The following is a 17,005-nucleotide window of genomic DNA, read 5'->3' on the forward strand; positions in this document are numbered from 1 at the left end:
CCCAACGCTTTTCTTCTGATAGTGCAGGCAGTTGCGGTTTCGGGAGTAGATGCGGCTGCCTGCACAAGGCGATGTCACGATAGGCTATGCATTGACCTTCACGTAGCGCGTCGCTGGCTCCGATTTAGACAACTGGGGCATAAGAGTTTGCCTCGCGCTCTCGAAACTTAGCCAGTCGTTGTAATCGGGTAGAGAAGGGATGGTGACGAATTCACCGCTGTCTAGACCTGCGAGTGCGGCGTCCACCATCGCTTCGACCGGCATCAGCGTGTCCTTCGGCAGGTTATCCAGAGGCAGGCCTGCCGACGGCCAGATGTCGGTGGCCGTTGCGCCGGGAAGAACTACCTGAATGCGTACTCCTTTGCCCGCCAACTCGTGCTTCAGGGACTGACTGAACGCCAACACGTAGGCTTTGGATCCGCCATAGACGCCATTGAGAGCCTCTGGCGCAATGGCAACCGCTGACGATATGTTAATCACGGTCCCAAAGCCGCGTTGAACGAAGGCAGGCACGACGGCGTAGGTGAGCCGGGTCAGGGCATCGATGTTTGTCGCGATCATGCGACTCATCGCGTCTACGTCCGAGCTAATGAGCGGCGTAACTGACGCGACTCCGGCATTGTTCACAAGCATCGTAATACGTGCATCGTCGCGCAGGATGGACTCGACTCGTCGTGTGTCGGCTGGCACAGGCAGGTCCGCGACGACGGTTTCGACACGGCGACCGGTGGTTGACGAGATCTCGTCGGCCAACCGTGCGAGCCGATCGCCTCGGCGAGCGGCCAGCAGCAGATCGTATCCCCGTTTTGCCAGCCGTGCCGCGTACACGGCGCCAATACCAGCTGATGCACCCGTTACTACCGCGACGCCCTTATTGTCTTGGCTCATGGTTCCTTCTTCAGTTCGGTGACTTGCTCATGAGTAGTCGAAGTTGTCACAGATTTCGTCCAACTCCGCCCTGGTGCGACAGAACCTATCAGAGGTTTAATTTCGCTACCAACGCGCATCGTGCAACAACGGGTATAATTTTGCAACCGATTTCTTGCGGCGACTTGAACCTTGAGAGGCCCTCATGAGAGGACAAAAGACTGATGTAGGGAGCGGCCTTTGCCCCATTGGCCGCTCCCTCGCTGTGGTGGGCGAGTGGTGGTCGCTACTGATAGTGCGCGACGCGCTTCAGGGCAAGCAACGCTTCAGTGAATTTCAGAAAAGCCTTGGGATAGCGAAGAACATCCTGTCGGCGCGCCTGAAAAAACTTGTCGACTGCGGGGTCCTTCGCGTTGAGACGGTAAGCGGTTCTCCTTCAATGTCCCGCTACGTTCTGACCGACCGTGGTAGGGAGCTGCATGTGGTTCTTGTGGCGCTTTCCCAGTGGGGGGGCGACCATTGTTTTGAGCCGACCGAGAACAGGATGTGTGTGACGGATCAGCTCGGGAAACCGCTACCCAAGCTTCGGGTCACGAACAATGAAGGGCATGCGTTGCATCCGGAGCAGGTGCAAATCGCGCTGGCGACGGTTCCCCGACGGAAGCAGAGCGCAAAGCGCTCAGAAGATCACCCGTCCAATACGGGCGAGAAGAGCTGAAGCAGTGACTGTGACGTGAGGCGTGTCGTTCGCCGGAGCTGACGAATCTGCGGACACGGAGATTCGATACGGTTTTCGCGTTTCGATTGCGCCGCTCTCCGACGCGCCTGCTGCAAATCGATAGCAATACGGCTCACCGACGTCTCTAGCGAATGTTCGGACAATGAGCGACGGACGAGGGCTTCTTCCCGATAAAGCAACGCGAACGATGGACTATCTCACTACCCTAACTGTGTTTCGCGCAGTGGTCGAGGCAAGCAGCTTCTCAAGGGCCGCGGATGCTCTTAGTTTGACTACGCCAGTCGTCTCGCGCGCAATCGCGAACCTTGAGAAGCGGTTCGATAGTCGGCTTCTTAATCGCACTACTCGCCATGTCTCTGTAACGGAGGCCGGGGCGCGGCTTTTCGACGACTGCTGCAAGATCCTGGACGACGTGCGGGCAATGGAAGACCGAGCGTCGAATAGAAGGAACGAGGTGTCGGGTGTCTTACGTCTCGTAGCGCACACGACCGTCTTGATGAACCGCTATGCATCGCTAGTTCCAAGCTTTAAGCTCGCGTTCCCGAACATTCGAATTGACGTGACGCTCACTGAGCGGCCGGTTGACTTGGCTGGCGAAGGGTATGACGTTGCAATTGTTCTTCCTTTCATGCTGTTGACAGACACTGCAGTCACCCGTCGTTTGGAGAGCATTCCGTTAGTTCTTGTTGCAAGTCCCGGTTACTTGGCGAGCCACCCGGAACTTAGCGAGCCAGCGCATTTGGTCCAACATTCCTTCGTTGCGATGTCTCCCTCGGTTCGAAAGCCCGTGCTCACCTTTCGTGTCGACGGAGAAGATTACGTTGTACAACTCAAGCACGACATATCGTCTAACAGCGCGGTGTTCAATCGCGAAATGGTGACCAACGGTTTTGGAATAGGCGTGTTGCCGAGCGTCCTCGTCGAGGACGAGATAAGAATGGGTCGGCTAGTGCGATTGCTGGCGGGGTACAAACTGGTCGACGCGACGACAGACATTCGCATCGCTTACAGCGCCAGGGCTCTACTACCGGCTAAAGTACGCGCTTTCGCGGAGCATGCGGTGCGTTTCAGCTCTCAGTCCGCGTAATTGGTCGCGAGATGCATTGCTTGGCTATTTCCGATTGGCGATGTGCGTCGAGCGCTCGACAATTGGCGACAGCATACGCGTCCGGCACGATGTCGGGGCGCCCCACCGAGGCGTCGTGTTCACCTGGCGTCGGCTTCGCTTTCATCCTGCGCGAGCAACTGGCTGTCGGGCAGCCGGAAGGGTACGAGGTTATCCGCGTTGTTCGCTTCGACCAGCCGGATCATTTGCAGCATGAAGAAATCACGCTCGGCGGGCGACAGATGCTCGATGGTGCGCTCGTGCGCGCGCTGCACCGCAGGGGCCATCTTCCTGACCAGGCGTTTGCCAGCGGGCGTGAGCCTGACAAGCCGCAGCCGCTTGTCATGCTCCGCCTGCGTGCGGCTGACGAGCCCGCGCGCGTTGAGGCGCGGAATCACTTCCGCGACGCTGGATCGCTCCAGTCCGACTTCGATAGCGAGCGAGTTCTGATCCATCTCGCCGAGCGACTCGAGCGCCGTGAGCAAGCTGTACTGCACGGGCGTGATATTGAATTCGCTCGTTTCCTGCACGAACAGGAAGGTATGGATCTGATGCAGGCGACGAATGAGAAAGCCCGGCCGTGCAAAGAGCGGCGAGCGAGTCTGTCGTTCGGCTAGCTCGGCCCGGACGCTCTTGATGTCGATTCGATCGGTGGCCATGTTTCGCATGTCAGCGACTTCTTTAGAAAAAGGATTGAGCGTCGGGCGCCCGATGCCGCATTTTAGGCCCAAACCGCATCGCGCCGCAAATCCGTGGTACACCTACGAATCACCATAAGAAGGCATCGCGCATGGGCGTGGTGCGGGCGCGCGTCCGTGACTGTCCGACTTGGTGCGATGGCTCCCGACGAAATCCGTGGTACGGCACGCATTGCACGCCTTCGAAGGCCGTAAGCCCCTGAATCGACGAGGAAAGAGGCCTGCGAGGCATGGCAAAGGAAAACCGGCATACAACTTGCGGTACACCACGCATCTTTCCACTCGCGATGCGCACGGCACATGTCACAAGTTCTGCTCAAAGGGGGGCGCGTCATTGACCCGGCCCAGAAGATCGACGCCACACTCGACATTCTGGTGGACAACGGCGTCATCGCCGCAATCGGCGCCGACGCCGCGGCACAGGCGCGGCATGCAGAAGTCGTCGATTGTAGCGGCAAGCTGGTGCTGCCCGGTCTTATCGATACACACGGTCACGTCTACCAGTACGTCACGGGACGCTTTGGCCTGAACGCGGATCAGTGCGGCGTGCAGTCGGGCGTCACGACGCTGGTCGATCAGGGCGGCCCGAGCTGCATCACCATTCCGGGCTTTCGGCACTACGTGGCGGAGCGTTCGGCCACGCGCGTCCTGGCGTTCATTTCGGCCTATCTCGTCGGGGGCCTCGAAGGTCACTACTATCCGGACCTGTATCGCCCCGACTGTCTCGATGCCGATGCGACCATCAAGTCGATCAAGGCCAATCCGGATCTCGTGAAGGGCATCAAGGCGCATGCGGAGATCGGCGGGTTCGCGCGCTGGGGTCTCGACGTCATGAAGATCGCCGCGCAGATCGGCCGTGGCGCAGAACTGCCGCTGTATATCCATTTCGGTCAGTTGTGGCCGAAGCCTCAGAGTGGCGGACTGCCGGTGCAGCCGGACTGCATCTTCAATCAGGTGGTCGAGACGCTCAAGCCCGGCGACATCCTCGCGCATCCGTTCAGCCGTCATCCCGGCGGCTTCGTCGAAGAGAACGGGCAACTGCATCCGCTCGTGCACGAAGCGGTCTCGCGCGGCCTGAAGATAGACGTGGGCCACGGCTCGCACTTCAGCTTCAAGACGGCGCGTATCGTGCTCGACGCGGGTGTCGTCCCCGACACGCTCGGCGCAGACATGCACGGCTACAACACGCACGTGCCCGCGCCCGCCGGCACGCCCGACAGTCACCCGGACGAAGAGCATTCGTTCCTCGGCCGCACTCAGTTCAGCCTCGTCAGCGCGATGACGAGCATGCTGGCGCTCGGCTTGCCGCTCGGTCACGTCGTTGCGATGGCGACCTGCAACGCCGCGAAGATGGTCGGCATGGAGCACGAGATCGGCACGCTCGAAGTCGGGCGGGGCGCGGACATCAGCGTGCTGGATGACCGTCGCGGGCGCTGGGTGCTCGAGGACAACGAAGGCACGCAGGTCATCACCGACCGCATGTTGTCGCCGCTCTTTTGCCTGCGGGACGGCGTGCGCCACGACGCCGTCTCGCCGACGCTGCCGCTCGCGCGCGCCGCGTGAGGTTCATACGATGATCAAACGCCCGCAGAATCAAGGCAGCAACCGCCCGCAAGGCATCGGTGCATCGCTCACGCGCAAGGAAGACGAGCGTTTCATGCACGGGCGCGGCGAATACGTACCGAACATACGCATGGTCGGCATGGTGGATGTGGCCTTCGTGCGCAGCCCGATTGCGCACGGTCATATCGTCGGCATCGAGAAGCCGAAGGAATTCGAACACGCGATCTACACGCTCGCCGACATGGAAGGCGTGAAGCCTATCGTCGCGAACTCGGGCCTTCCGGGCTTCAAGAGCTCTGAACAGCCTGTTCTAGCGAGTGCCAAGGTGCGGCAGGTCGGCGAGACGATCGCGATGTGCGTGGCCGCGACGCGCGCGCAGGCAGAGGACATCGCCGCGCAAGTGTTCGTCGATTTCGAGGAACTGCCCGCCGTCGTCGATATGCTGGACGCGCGCCGCGACGATTCCCCACTCGTGCACGAACATTGGGGTGACAACGTCTTCCTCGAAACGTTCGTCGATGCGAATCCGGACGTCGATCTCGATGCAATTCGCCGCGACGCGCCCATCCGCGTGCATCGCAAGCTGCGCACGGCGCGCCAGAGCATGGCGCCGATGGAAGGCCGCGGATGCGTGGCGCACTGGGACCGGCGGCTGTCGCAATTGATCCTGCACACGTCCGCGCAGATGCCGCATATCACGCGCACCGGGCTCGCGGAATGTCTCGGCCTCGACGAAGGACAAGTGCGCGTGATCGCGCCCGACGTGGGCGGGGGCTTCGGCTACAAGGGCATCCTGCTTCCCGAGGAAGTGTGCTGCGGATGGCTCGCGATGCAACTCGAAAAGCCGGTGCGCTGGGTCGAGGATCGCCGCGAGCAGCTCACGGCAAATGCGAACTGCCGCGAGCACGACTACGACATCACCGGCTACGCGGATCGCGACGGCCGCCTGCTCGCGGTCGAGTGCGAGGCACATGTGGATTCAGGCGCGTACTCGTCCTATCCGTTCTCGGCGTGCCTCGAAGCGGCGCAGGTCGGCAGCATTCTGCCCGGGCCGTACAAGATGGAGCGTTTCCGGTGCCGGACGTGGTCGGTGGCGACCAACAAGCCGCCGATCCTGCCGTACCGTGGCGTGGCGCGCACGGGTGTCTGCTACGCAATCGAATCCATCATGGATGCGATCGCCCTCGAAGCGGGCATCGAGCCGTTCGAGGTGCGGCTACGCAATCTCGTGGAGCCGCACGAAATGCCCTACGACAACATCACGAAGAAGCACTTCGACAGCGGCGACTATCCCGAGGCGGTGCGCCGCGCGATGGCCGCCATCGACCTGCCCGCGGTGCGCGCAAGACAGCGCCGGGGGGAACCTGACGGCAGGCGCATCGGCTTCGGCATGTCGGTGTTCTGCGAGCAGGGCGCGCACGGCACGTCGGTGTATCACGCCTGGGGCATTCCGATGGTGCCGGGTTACGAGCCGGCCGTGATTCGCCTCACGCCCGACGGCGTCCTCGAAGTGCGCGCCGGCGTGCATTCGCACGGACAGAGCATGGAGACGACGCTCGCGCAGATCGCGCACGAAGTGCTCGGCATCGACACGGACCGCGTGCGCATCGTGCTCGGCGACACCGGCGTCACGCCGTATTCCACCGGCACGTGGGGCTCGCGCTCGATCGTGATGGCGGGCGGCGCGGTGGGCCGCGCATCGAAGGAATTGAAGGAGCGGCTCCTGAAGATCGGCGCGCATCTGCTCGGCGAACCGTTGAGCGAGGTGCGCTGGGAGAACGGCGCGGCGGTCGGCACGCAAGGCTCGCGCAGCCTGCGGGAGATCGCGCGGACCTGGTATCTCGCGCCGCAACTCTTGCCGTCCGATGTCGACCCGCGCGGACTCGAAGTCTCGACGTCCTATCAGGCGAAGCGCGACTCGGGCACGTTCAGCTACGCATGTCACGCGGTGGTGGTCGCGGTCGATCCGGCGCTCGGCCAGACGGAGATTCTCGACTACGTGATCGTGGAAGACGGCGGCGTGCTCATCAATCCCATGGTCGTCGACGGACAGGTGTACGGCGGCGCGGCGCAGGGCATCGGCACGGCGCTCTACGAGGCGATGCCGTACAGCGACGACGGCCAGCCGCTTGCCTCGACGCTCGCCGACTACCTCCTGCCCGGCGCGACCGAGGTGCCCGCCATTCGCATCGAACACATGGAAACGCCCGCCCCGTACACGGAGTTCGGGCAGAAGGGCATCGGCGAGAGCGGGGCGATCGGTCCGCCCGCCGCGATCGCCAACGCCGTCAACGATGCGCTGCGCGGACTCGGCGTGCGCATCGACCAGTTGCCGATCACGCCGCGCCTCATCGTCGAAGCAATCGCCCGAGAGCGCCAGCGCCAGGCCCACGCGATGAAGGGAATGCCCGCATGAAAGCTGCGACTTACGATTACGCAAAGCCGCTCGCCTGCGACGATGCGATTGCACTCATCGCACCGACCGACGGCATGGGCAAGTTCGTGTCCGGCAGCCAGTCGCTCGGACCGATGATGAACCTGCGGCTCGCGCAGCCCGAAATGCTCGTGGATCTGCGCGGAATCGCGGCGCTGCGCGCGTGCCGCGCCGATGGCGCGACGGTCACGCTCGGCGCGTGCATCACGCACGCGGAGATCGAGGACGGCAAAGTCGAGACCGGCACGCGCGGCCTCATGGAATACGTGGCGGGCGGCATCGCGTATCGCGCCGTGCGCAACCGTGGCACGCTGGGCGGCAGTCTCGCCCACGCCGATCCCGCCGCCGACTGGATCAATACGATGTGCGCGCTCGACGCGCAGTATCTCGTCGCGGGACGGGGCGGCGCGCGGGTCATCGACTGCGCGGACTGGATGGCCGGCGCGTTCACGACCGCGCTCGAAGCCGATGAAATCCTCACCGGCGTGCGCTTTGCGCGTCTTTCACCCACGGCGCGCTGGAGCTACTACAAGTTCAACCGCAAGCCGGGAGAGTTCGCCGAAGCCATTGCGGTGTTCATCGACGATGCGGCGCGCGGCGTGTGCCGTGCCGTGATCGGCGCGATCGACGCACCGCCCTATTTAATCGACGATGCGCGCGGCCTGCTTGCCGACGCCGATCCGCGGACCTCGTGCTTCGATGCGCATCTCGAAGCGGCGGGCATCGAAGCCGGAAGCTACGAACACGAAGTGCATCGCGTCGCGCTGGTGCGCGCGGCCGCGGGCATTCGCAATCAGGACGGAAAAGCATGAGCGAGCCCATGATCAAGACGATCGAACTCATCGTCAACCGTGCGCCGGTCGCGGACCGCGTCGAGCCGCGCACGAGCCTCGCCGATTTCCTGCGCGAGCAGCGCATGCTGTGCGGCACGAACATCGGCTGCGAGCAGGGCGTATGCGGCGCCTGCACGATCGAGGTGGACGGCGTGCCGACCCGTTCGTGCATCACGCCAGCGGTCACGTGCGCGGGAAGCACGGTACGCACCATCGAAGGCTTCGACGACGACGCCACCATGAACGAGTTGCGCGCCGCGTTCAGCGCCGAGCACGCGCTGCAATGCGGCTACTGCACGCCGGGCATGCTGATGACGGCGCGCGACATCGTGACGCGCCTGCCCGACGCCGACGACGCCCGCGTGCGCCTCGAACTCTCCGGCAACCTGTGCCGGTGCACTGGGTACGTGGGCATCGTCCGCGCGATCCGCCGCGTGCTCGATGCGCGTCGCGCCCGCGCAGCAACGCCGCTTGCGGTCGCCGCCGTGACCGCCTGAAACTGATACGGAATCCGTACGAAATGGAAATCGAACAAAGCTTCACCGTCCCGTATCCGCGCGATGCAGTCTGGGCGCGCTTTCACGACACGCCGGAGATTGTCGCATGCCTGCCGGGCGCGTCGCTCACGGCGCCGGTCGACAACGGCATGCTCAAGCTCGCGATGACCGTCAAGCTCGGGCCGATCGTCGCGTCGTTCGCGGGCGACGGCGAGATGAAGCTCGACGATGCGCAGTATCGCGGCAGCATTACCGGAACGGGCGTGGACCGCAAGAGTGCATCGCGCGTGAAGGGCGTAGCGTCGTTCGCACTCGAGGCCACGGCGGCAAGCGAAACGCGTGTCGACGTGAAGGTGGACTACACGATCGGCGGGAGCCTCGCGCAGTTCTCGCGCGGCGGCATCGTGAAGGAACTGGCGACGCGCATGACCGAAGCGTTCGCGGCCAATCTGAAGGCGAAGCTAGACGAGGCGGGCGCGGCATCCGACAGCCTGCCGGTGCAGGCCGTGGTGCAGGAAGCCGAGGCGAGCGTCGCGCCGGTGGAGCACGTTGCATCCGCTGCGTCCGCCGCACAAGCGCCTGTCGAAGCGCGCCCGGCCGAGAGTGCAGCATCGGTGAACGCGGCGAAACCGGCGAACGCGCCGCTCGACGTCGGCAATCTCTTCTGGAAGATGCTGTGGTCGCGCCTGCGCGGACTATTCAGTTTCGCGGCCCGCTGACCATGCGCGCCGACGATGCCAACACGCGCGCGTTGAGCCGCATTCACGCGGTGCGTCCGCAATGGCGGGCGGTGGTGGCGGCGCGCGACGCGGTGTGTCTGCCGGACTTCACCTTGCTTCACGCGGGGCCGCCGTTCGAGAATCCGCGCGAGCCGTCGCCGCCCGTGCGCTCGTCCGCGATCCTTTGCTGTCTCTATGAAGGCTGGGCGATGGACGAAGCGCACGCCGAGCGGCTGATCGCGCAGGGCGACGTGCGGCTCGAAAGCGCGCAATCGTACGGCGTGGTGACGCCGCTCGCGGCGGTGATCTCGCCGCAGACGACGCTCGTCGAGGTGAGCGATGCGAACGATCCCGCGGCACGCGCGTGGTCCTTGCTAAGCAGCGGTGCGGGTCCGCAGATTCGCTTCGGAACCCGCGACCCGCGCATTCTCGATCACATGAAGTGGCGGGACAAAGTGCTCGCGCCCGCGCTCGATGGCGCGCTCGCTCGTGGACCGCTCGATTTGTTCGCCCTGGCGCAGACCGGTCTCCATGACGGCGACGACCTGCATGCGCGCACCACGGCCGCGACCGCCGCGCTGCGCGCTGAGCTCGCTCGCCGCCTTACCGATGCATCCGCCGAAATCGACGCCATGCTGGCAGAGACGCCGCTTTTCTTCCTCACGCCATGGATGGCCGCGTGCGCGCTCATGCTTGCGGCGGCGAGTGCGGGCGACGCTTCGTCGACGCTCGTCGTTGCGCTCTCGGGCAACGGCGAGCGCGTCGGCATTCGGCTGGCGGGCGCGCCCTCACGCTGGATCACCGCGGCTGCGCACGCGCCGGAAGGACCGCGCATCGATCCGCGACAGGCCGCGCACGCTGCGCCGCTGACCGGCGACAGCGGCGTCATCGACGCGGCCGGTTTCGGCGCTCAGGCGCTCGCGTTCGCCCCGGAGCCGGCGCAGGCGTTCGAGCCGTTTCTGCCCGCCGGCTGGCGCGAACGGCAGGCGCGCGTTCATACCGAGTCTCACCCCGCGTTCGGGCGGCTGCCCGGCGTGCTCGACGCGGCGCGCGTCGAGAGCGAAGGGATCGCGCCGCTCGCCGCCATCGCGATGATCGGCGCCGACGGTCGAGCGGGGCTGCTCGGACGCGGCCTCTATGCAGCGCCGCCCGAGCTTTTCGCGCGTGCCTTGCAGACGCTCTCCGCCGAGGCCACATGAGCGCGCACCCGATCAATCATCCGGCCACGCTCGCGGCGGTCCAAGCCGCCTTCGATGAATACGAGCGCGCGCTCACGACCAACGACGTGGCCGTTCTCGACACGCTCTTCTGGATGAGCCCGCACACGCTGCGCTACGGCGCGACCGAAAATCTGCAAGGCTACGACGCCATCCGCGAATTCCGGGCGCAGCGCACGGCCAAGGGCCTGATGCGCACGATCATCGACCGGTCGGTGACGACCTTCGGTGCGGACTTTGCCGTGGCGAACATCACGTTCTCGCGCGCGGGCGAGCCGCGCATCGGGCGTCAGTCGCAGACATGGGTGCGCATCGACGGCCGGTGGCGCGTCGTCGCCGCTCATGTCAGCTGGATGGACCCGTCATGACGAAAAACGATTTGCTGCAAGCGGGCTTGCACGGAGCGTTCGTCGCCGATGGCTTCGATTCCCTGCCGTCCGCCGCGCAGCCCTCGCGCACCGGCGAAAGACTGGCGACACTGCGCCTCGCGGTGAAGGACGTGTTCGATATCGCCGGCTTGCGAACGGGCAGCGGCAATCCCGTGTGGCGCGATCAGCAGCCGGTCGCCGCGCGCACCGCGCTCGCCGTTCGCGTGCTGCTCGAAGAAGGCGCGCAATGGGTCGGCAAGACCGTCACGGATGAACTGACCTACAGCCTTGCCGGCGTCAACGCGCACTATGGCACGCCCGTCAATCCCGCCGATCCGGCGAGGATTCCGGGCGGATCGTCATCGGGTTCTGCCGTGGCGGTGGCGGCGGGTCATGCCGACATTGCACTGGGCACCGATTGCGGCGGCTCCGTGCGGCTGCCGGCGAGTTATTGCGGCGTATGGGGCATGCGGCCCACGCATGGCCGTATCGCCGCGGATGGATGTCTGACGCTCGCCCACAGCTTCGACACGGTCGGCTGGTTTGCGCGCGACCCGCGCACGCTGGCGCTCGTGTTCGAGGTACTGGCGCAAAGCGTCGTCGCCGCAGATGACGATGCCTTCTCCGTGCACGTTCCGCGCAATCTGCTCGCCTGCGCCGATGCACCCGTCGCGGCGCGCTTCGAGGCGGCCATCGAGGCAACGATGAAGTCGCTCGGCGAGCGCGTGACTTTCGTCGCGCCGGAAGCGTCGCTCGCGGACTGGGCGCAGGCGTTCCGCGTGTTGCAGGCGGCGGAAATCGCCCAGCGATACGGCGCGTGGGCGCGCGCTCATGCCGCGAGCTTCGGCGCGGACGTCGGCGCGCGCTTCGCGATGAGCCTGACCATCACGCGCGAGCAGATCGCGCAGGCGCAGCGCATTCGCGCCGAAGCTATCCGCGCAATGGCCGAAGCCCTGCCGCACGGCATCTACTGGCTCATTCCGACCGTGCCGGGCGGCGCGCCGCGCGCCGATACATCTGCGCAAGCGGTGGATCACGCGCGCGCGCGCGCGCAGCAGATGCTGTGCGTCGCGGGTCTCGCGGGCCTGCCGCAAGTAAGCATGCCGTGGGCACGCATCGACGGCGCGCCGGTCGGCCTTTCCGTGATCGGCGCGCGCGGCGCGGACGAAGGCGTGCTGCGCGTCGCGCGCGCGATGCACGAAGTCATGCAGTAAGCGTCCGCGCGGGCACGGCCCGCCGCCGGACGAGCAGGCGTGTTTCCGAACAAAGCCCACTCAAAGGAACGTCCATGACGAAGCATCTGACCGAAGCCCAGGTCGCCCACTTCAAGCAGCACGGCTATGTCTATCCGATGCGCGCAATCGACGCGCAAGAGGCGGCGGAGTATCGCCGCATCATCGAACGGTATGAGGCGTCCACCGGCGAGGACGTCAACAAGACGCTGAAGATCAAAGGCCATCTGGCCTTGCCGGCGATCGTCGAGCTGGGGCGTCATCCGGCCATTCTCGATGCGGTCGAGGATCTCATCGGACCGGACATCATGCTGTTCGGCGCGTCCATCTTCGCGAAGAACGGTGGCGATCCGCGCTATGTGTCGTGGCACCAGGATTCAACGTACTTCGGGCTGACGCCGCACGAAGAAGTCACCGTGTGGGTCGCGCTCACACCGGCCAATTCGGTCAACGGCGTGCTGCGCGTGCTGCCCGGCTCGCACAGCGGACCGGACCTGAAGCACGTCGAGACCTACGCGAAAGACAACATGCTTGCGAAAGGCCAGACGCTCGTCGGCATCGACGAAAACCTGGCGGTCGAGATGCCGCTCCAGCCGGGAGAATTCTCGATGCATCACGAACGCACCGCGCATAGCTCGCTGCCGAATCGCTCGGATGACCGGCGCATCGGCTTCGCGTTCTTCTACGTGCCGGCGCACGTGCGATCCACGACTGGCCGCCGCCGCGCGACGCTCGTACGCGGTGTCGATCGCTTCGGTCACTGGGATGCAGACACCTTGCCCGAATACGATTGCGATCCGCGCTCGATGAGCGAACTGGCGCAAACGTGGGGCAAGTACAAGGACGGTGAAGTGAAGCAGGCTGCGGACATGGTCGCGCCGCAGTGAGTCCGTTTGCGCTCGCCGCGCGGCCCGTGCAGGCCGCCGCGAGCGTGAAGCTCAGGCGCGTTCGGGGATGCGCTTCAGTCGTCGGCCGCCTGATGCGGCGAGCGAAAGCGCGCCAGAAACTGCCGCGCGCGCGAGGTCTGCGGTGTGCCGAAGAACTGCGCGGGCGGCGCGCTCTCGATCACCTGTCCGGCGTCCATGAAGACGACGCGGCTTGCCACTTGCCGCGCGAATTCCATCTCGTGCGTGACAATGACCATGGTCGCGCCTTCGTGCGCGAGCGAGCGCATCACGTTCAGCACTTCGCCGACGAGCATCGGATCGAGCGCGCTGGTGGGTTCGTCGAAAAGCAGGATGTCCGGTTTCATCGCCAGTGCCCGCGCGATGCCCACACGCTGCTTCTGACCGCCCGAAAGCCGCGAGGGAAAGGCATCCAGCTTGGCAGCGAGGCCGACACGTTCCAGTAGGCGCTCGGCGTCCGCCCGCACTTCGTCGCGCGGACGTCCGAGCACGTGGAGCGGCGCTTCCATGACGTTCTGCAGCACAGTCAGATGCGGCCATAGCGCGAAGTGCTGAAACACCATGCCGATGCGTGCCCGGGAACGCGCGAGTTCGGCGTCGTTCATCTTGATCGACGAGCCCTCGCGCACGCCCATGCGCCGACCCGATACGTGGATGGTGCCGGCATCCGGAATCTCCAGCCAGTTCACGCAGCGTAGGAGAGTGGACTTTCCGCAACCCGATGGTCCCAGCAGGCATACGGTCTCGCCCTTGTGCACGGTGAGCGAGACATCGCGCAGCACGTGGTTGTCGCCGAATGACTTCGAAATGCCGTTGAGTTGCAGGACCGTCTGCGCCGTCTCGCTCGCCGCGCCGTATGCGAGGCCGCTCGAGCTTCTTGCCGCGTCGGGTGCGCGCATGGCGGTGAGCGGGACGTCGTTGAAAATGTTCATGCTCTGCGTTCCTCGGCGAATCTCGACAATAATCCGCTGCCGCCTTCGATCACGAGGCAGATGGCCCAGTACAGCAGCACGGCTGTAATGAACGCGGCAAACGGGATGAAATAGGTAGCCTGAATGCCGTTCATCTGATGCGTCAGTTCGCCGACCGCAATCACCGTGAGGAACGCGCTGTCCTTCACGATCTGCACGAGCTGATTTCCGATCATCGGCAGAGCGACGGTGAAGACCTGCGGGAGAATGATGCGGCGAACGAGACCGAAGCCGTGAAAGCCGTAGGCGCGCGCGGCTTCGATCATCGGCACGGGCAGGCCGGCCCACGCGCCGCGCAACAGTTCGGCCATGTAGGCGGTGTTATAGAGAATCAGCGCGATGGCGCCCGCCCACCAGTTCGACAGACGAATGCCAGCAGTCGGCAGACCGAAATAGATGAGATAAACGAAGAGCAGGAAAGGCGCGCAACGCATCGCATCGACATAGAGCATGGCGAGCCGCGCGATGGCCGGGCGCTTCGACATGAGCGCGGGCGCGAGCAGTGCGCCGAGCAGGAGCGAAGCCACCGCGGCGACGGCCAGCAGTCCGAGCGTGTCGAGCAGGCCTGCAAGCACGTCCGCGCGCTGCTGCCAGACGATCAGAAAATGTTCCATCATGCGCGTGCCTCCACGGGCTGGCGTCGATCGATCAGACGCTGCGCCCGGATCAGCACGAACACGATCAGCCCGTACAGCACCAGCGCGAACACGAACGGCGGCAGCGGATCATAGGTGCGCGCGCCCACACGCAGAGCGGCGCGCGTGATTTCGACGATGCCGATGACCGCGACCGCGGGCGTCGACTTGATCTGCAAGGTCATTTCGTTGACGAGACCCGGAAGGCTTGCGCGCCAGATCTGCGGCATCACGATGCGCCGGAACCGCAGGCTGCGCGGCATGGCGAAGGCGAGGGCGGCGTCGTATTGATCGCGTGGAAAGTTCATCAGCGCAGCGCGCCAGATTTCGCAATTGAACGCTGCCGTGCTGATGGTGAGTGCGAGAATCGCGGCGGGCGTCGGGTCCAGCGAGATGCCGAACTGCGGCAGTGCAAAGAAAATCAGCAACGTCAGCGTGACGGCAGGACACGAACGGATGAGGCTCACGTACGCGAGCGCGATGCGGTTGAGATACGGCACGCGCGCCCAGCGAATCAACGCAAGTCCGAGCCCCAGCGGCACGCCGAGCACGATACTGGCGACCGAAAGAAGCACGGTCGCCAGCGCGCCCTGCGCGATGCTCCAGTAATCGAAGGCGTTCATCGATGCGGGATGGTAGAGGCGTGGAAGTCAGTTGACCGACTGCGGCATGTCCTTGTAGCTCGCACCGAGCCATTTCTGCTGGAGCTGGTACATCTCCCCACTTTTGCGCAGTTCGAGCAGCGCGGCATCAACCATCTTCACGACCTCAGTGTTGCCCTTCTTCACGGCCCACGCGATGTAGGTAGGCTTGCCGATTGCCTGGCCGACGACGAAGACGTCCGGGCGTGTCTTCACCAGCGAATTCAGGCTGATCTGCGTATTGGCGACGGCATCGACACGGCCGAGCCCGAGATCCTGATAGGCCTCCGGATACGACTGATATTCGACGATCTGCTTGAGACCGTTGCCGCCGTGCTTCTTCTTCAGCTCCTCGTTGAACTGCTTGAGGTCTGCGAGCATCGCGCTACCCGTTTCCGCACCCACCACCTTGCCGACGAGATCGTCCGTGGTCTTGATGGACGATCCCTTCTTGGTCGCGTACATGGTGACGGCCTCACAGGTCGGCGACGCGAAGTCGAAGTTCTTCTTGCGCTCTTCGGTGACGAGCACCGCGCTCAATGCCATGTCGTACTTGCCCGTCGTGACGCCGGGCAGAATGCCGGACCACGGCATCACCTGCTGCTTCACATCGACGCCGAGCTTCTTGCGCATCAGCGCGAGCAACTCGTTGTCGTAGCCGGTGTTTTTGCCGTTCTCGACGAACTCGAAGGGGTTGTAGTCGTCTTCGGTCGCAACGCTCAGATAACCGCGCGCCTTGATTTCATCGGCGCCCGCCGCATGAGCTGCCTGGCTCAGGCCGACGGTAGCGACGACCACGAGCGCGCACGAGCGAAGGAGCATGACAGCGGTGCGGTGTTTGGACTGACCAGCATCGCGACGGGTAAGACGAACTAACATAGTTGCCCCTTTGGTGATTGATTGACGCGCAGGTTCAATCCATGCGCGGTTGCTGGATGGCGACCGTCAAAGAGACGATTCGTTCGTGAACTGAGAAGGCCGTCTCGGACTATGCAAGTGGTATGCCAACGATCTATGGCGGCGCAATACGCTTCTAGCGGACGTTCCATCCGTAGAGCGCGTAAGCAGAAAAATATGTGGTGCACCACGGATGTGGAAACGGCCTCTCCATCGTGCATGAGCGCACCGAGTTGCGACATGGCAGGGCAAAAGCAGCGGCTAGTTCGGAGATAAATGGCCATGCGACTGCGGCACAGGGAGATCACGCGTAGAGCATCGAGGACTTGCGTGGAACGCGACGCACCGATCGCGCCGTCTCGTGCATCGTACGCGCGGCCGCTTGGTGCCAATGCTTGGAATGTGTAGATGCGTTTTGCCGCGCCGAGCACGGACGTCGGCGTCTTCGAAAACGACCGTCGCGGTCACGTTCGCCCGGACCTGCGACGGAGACGGACTGGCGGCATTGCCAGATGCGCTCGACGCGCCGGCAGCCACCGCCACGCCACCCGGGAAGCGAGGTCGCGGGGATACGTTGGTCGTTATCGCAGGAAGCGGGTGGCGCGGGCGATGCTGATCGGCGCGGTGCCGCCAGTAACGGCCAAGGCCTTGACAGCATCTGCAGGGACGCAGCAGGAGACGATC

General features: G+C 64.4%; 17 protein-coding genes. 11 read left to right on the forward strand and 6 right to left on the reverse strand.

Annotated elements, in window-relative coordinates; translation table 11 throughout:
* Nucleotides 1-84 precede the first annotated feature (84 nt).
* Nucleotides 85-888: an SDR family NAD(P)-dependent oxidoreductase gene (locus NCR35_RS23760; protein WP_250536367.1), complete on the reverse strand. Its 804-nt coding sequence runs from the start codon at nt 886-888 to the stop codon at nt 85-87.
* A gap of 184 nt (nt 889-1,072) precedes the next feature.
* Here NCR35_RS23760 and NCR35_RS23765 point away from each other — a divergent pair, with 184 nt between their 5' ends.
* The gene (locus NCR35_RS23765; RefSeq protein WP_250536368.1) at nt 1,073-1,585 is read left to right on the forward strand and encodes a winged helix-turn-helix transcriptional regulator; all 513 of its coding nucleotides are present in this window, start codon (nt 1,073-1,075) and stop codon (nt 1,583-1,585) included.
* Between the two features lie 208 nt (nt 1,586-1,793).
* Nucleotides 1,794-2,693: a LysR family transcriptional regulator gene (locus NCR35_RS23770; RefSeq protein WP_250536369.1), complete on the forward strand. Its 900-nt coding sequence runs from the start codon at nt 1,794-1,796 to the stop codon at nt 2,691-2,693.
* A gap of 119 nt (nt 2,694-2,812) precedes the next feature.
* Here the strand turns inward: NCR35_RS23770 and NCR35_RS23775 are convergent, their stop codons facing one another.
* Nucleotides 2,813-3,379 (reverse strand): MarR family winged helix-turn-helix transcriptional regulator, encoded by a 567-nt coding sequence (locus tag NCR35_RS23775; protein ID WP_250536370.1) that lies wholly within the window; start codon nt 3,377-3,379, stop codon nt 2,813-2,815.
* A 330-nt stretch (nt 3,380-3,709) separates the two neighbouring features.
* Here NCR35_RS23775 and NCR35_RS23780 point away from each other — a divergent pair, with 330 nt between their 5' ends.
* From NCR35_RS23780 to NCR35_RS23820, 9 genes are all read left to right on the forward strand, one after another.
* Entirely contained in the window at nt 3,710-4,972 is a 1,263-nt protein-coding gene (locus NCR35_RS23780) for an amidohydrolase/deacetylase family metallohydrolase (protein ID WP_250536371.1), read from the forward strand.
* Between the two features lie 10 nt (nt 4,973-4,982).
* The gene (locus tag NCR35_RS23785) at nt 4,983-7,388 is read left to right on the forward strand and encodes a xanthine dehydrogenase family protein molybdopterin-binding subunit (protein ID WP_250536372.1); all 2,406 of its coding nucleotides are present in this window, start codon (nt 4,983-4,985) and stop codon (nt 7,386-7,388) included.
* Nucleotides 7,385-8,218, forward strand: a complete 834-nt coding sequence (locus NCR35_RS23790; RefSeq protein ID WP_250536373.1) for an FAD binding domain-containing protein — start codon at nt 7,385-7,387, stop codon at nt 8,216-8,218. Before NCR35_RS23785 ends, NCR35_RS23790 begins: the two co-directional genes overlap by 4 nt.
* Nucleotides 8,215-8,736, forward strand: coding sequence for a (2Fe-2S)-binding protein (locus tag NCR35_RS23795; RefSeq protein WP_250536374.1), 522 nt, complete (start codon nt 8,215-8,217; stop codon nt 8,734-8,736). The genes NCR35_RS23790 and NCR35_RS23795 overlap by 4 nt, the downstream gene beginning before the upstream one ends.
* Before the next feature lie 23 nt (nt 8,737-8,759).
* A complete protein-coding gene (locus tag NCR35_RS23800; RefSeq protein WP_250536375.1) occupies nt 8,760-9,455 on the forward strand; it encodes an SRPBCC family protein in 696 nt (231 codons plus the stop codon).
* 2 nt (nt 9,456-9,457) lie between these two features.
* Nucleotides 9,458-10,654, forward strand: coding sequence for an oxamate carbamoyltransferase subunit AllG family protein (locus NCR35_RS23805; RefSeq protein ID WP_250536376.1), 1,197 nt, complete (start codon nt 9,458-9,460; stop codon nt 10,652-10,654).
* Nucleotides 10,651-11,040, forward strand: a complete 390-nt coding sequence (gene hpxZ, locus NCR35_RS23810; RefSeq protein WP_250536377.1) for an oxalurate catabolism protein HpxZ — start codon at nt 10,651-10,653, stop codon at nt 11,038-11,040. The genes NCR35_RS23805 and hpxZ overlap by 4 nt, the downstream gene beginning before the upstream one ends.
* Nucleotides 11,037-12,254, forward strand: coding sequence for an amidase (locus NCR35_RS23815; protein ID WP_250536378.1), 1,218 nt, complete (start codon nt 11,037-11,039; stop codon nt 12,252-12,254). Before hpxZ ends, NCR35_RS23815 begins: the two co-directional genes overlap by 4 nt.
* 74 nt (nt 12,255-12,328) lie before the next feature.
* Complete coding sequence (locus NCR35_RS23820; RefSeq protein ID WP_250536379.1) at nt 12,329-13,159, forward strand: phytanoyl-CoA dioxygenase family protein; 831 nt, start codon at nt 12,329-12,331, stop codon at nt 13,157-13,159.
* Between the two features lie 74 nt (nt 13,160-13,233).
* On the opposite strand, the gene NCR35_RS23825 is transcribed toward NCR35_RS23820, so the two are convergent.
* From NCR35_RS23825 to NCR35_RS23840, 4 genes are read right to left on the reverse strand one after another with little or no spacing between them, the layout of a single operon-like run.
* Nucleotides 13,234-14,109: an amino acid ABC transporter ATP-binding protein gene (locus NCR35_RS23825; RefSeq protein WP_250536380.1), complete on the reverse strand. Its 876-nt coding sequence runs from the start codon at nt 14,107-14,109 to the stop codon at nt 13,234-13,236.
* Entirely contained in the window at nt 14,106-14,765 is a 660-nt protein-coding gene (locus tag NCR35_RS23830) for an amino acid ABC transporter permease (protein ID WP_250536381.1), read from the reverse strand. Before NCR35_RS23830 ends, NCR35_RS23825 begins: the two co-directional genes overlap by 4 nt.
* Nucleotides 14,762-15,406: an amino acid ABC transporter permease gene (locus tag NCR35_RS23835; RefSeq protein ID WP_250536382.1), complete on the reverse strand. Its 645-nt coding sequence runs from the start codon at nt 15,404-15,406 to the stop codon at nt 14,762-14,764. The genes NCR35_RS23830 and NCR35_RS23835 overlap by 4 nt, the downstream gene beginning before the upstream one ends.
* Before the next feature lie 27 nt (nt 15,407-15,433).
* Entirely contained in the window at nt 15,434-16,246 is an 813-nt protein-coding gene (locus tag NCR35_RS23840) for a transporter substrate-binding domain-containing protein (RefSeq protein ID WP_250536383.1), read from the reverse strand.
* Nucleotides 16,247-17,005: the final 759 nt, after the last annotated feature.

This window comes from Caballeronia sp. AZ10_KS36 (assembly GCF_023631105.1).
Lineage (GTDB): Bacteria > Pseudomonadota > Gammaproteobacteria > Burkholderiales > Burkholderiaceae > Caballeronia.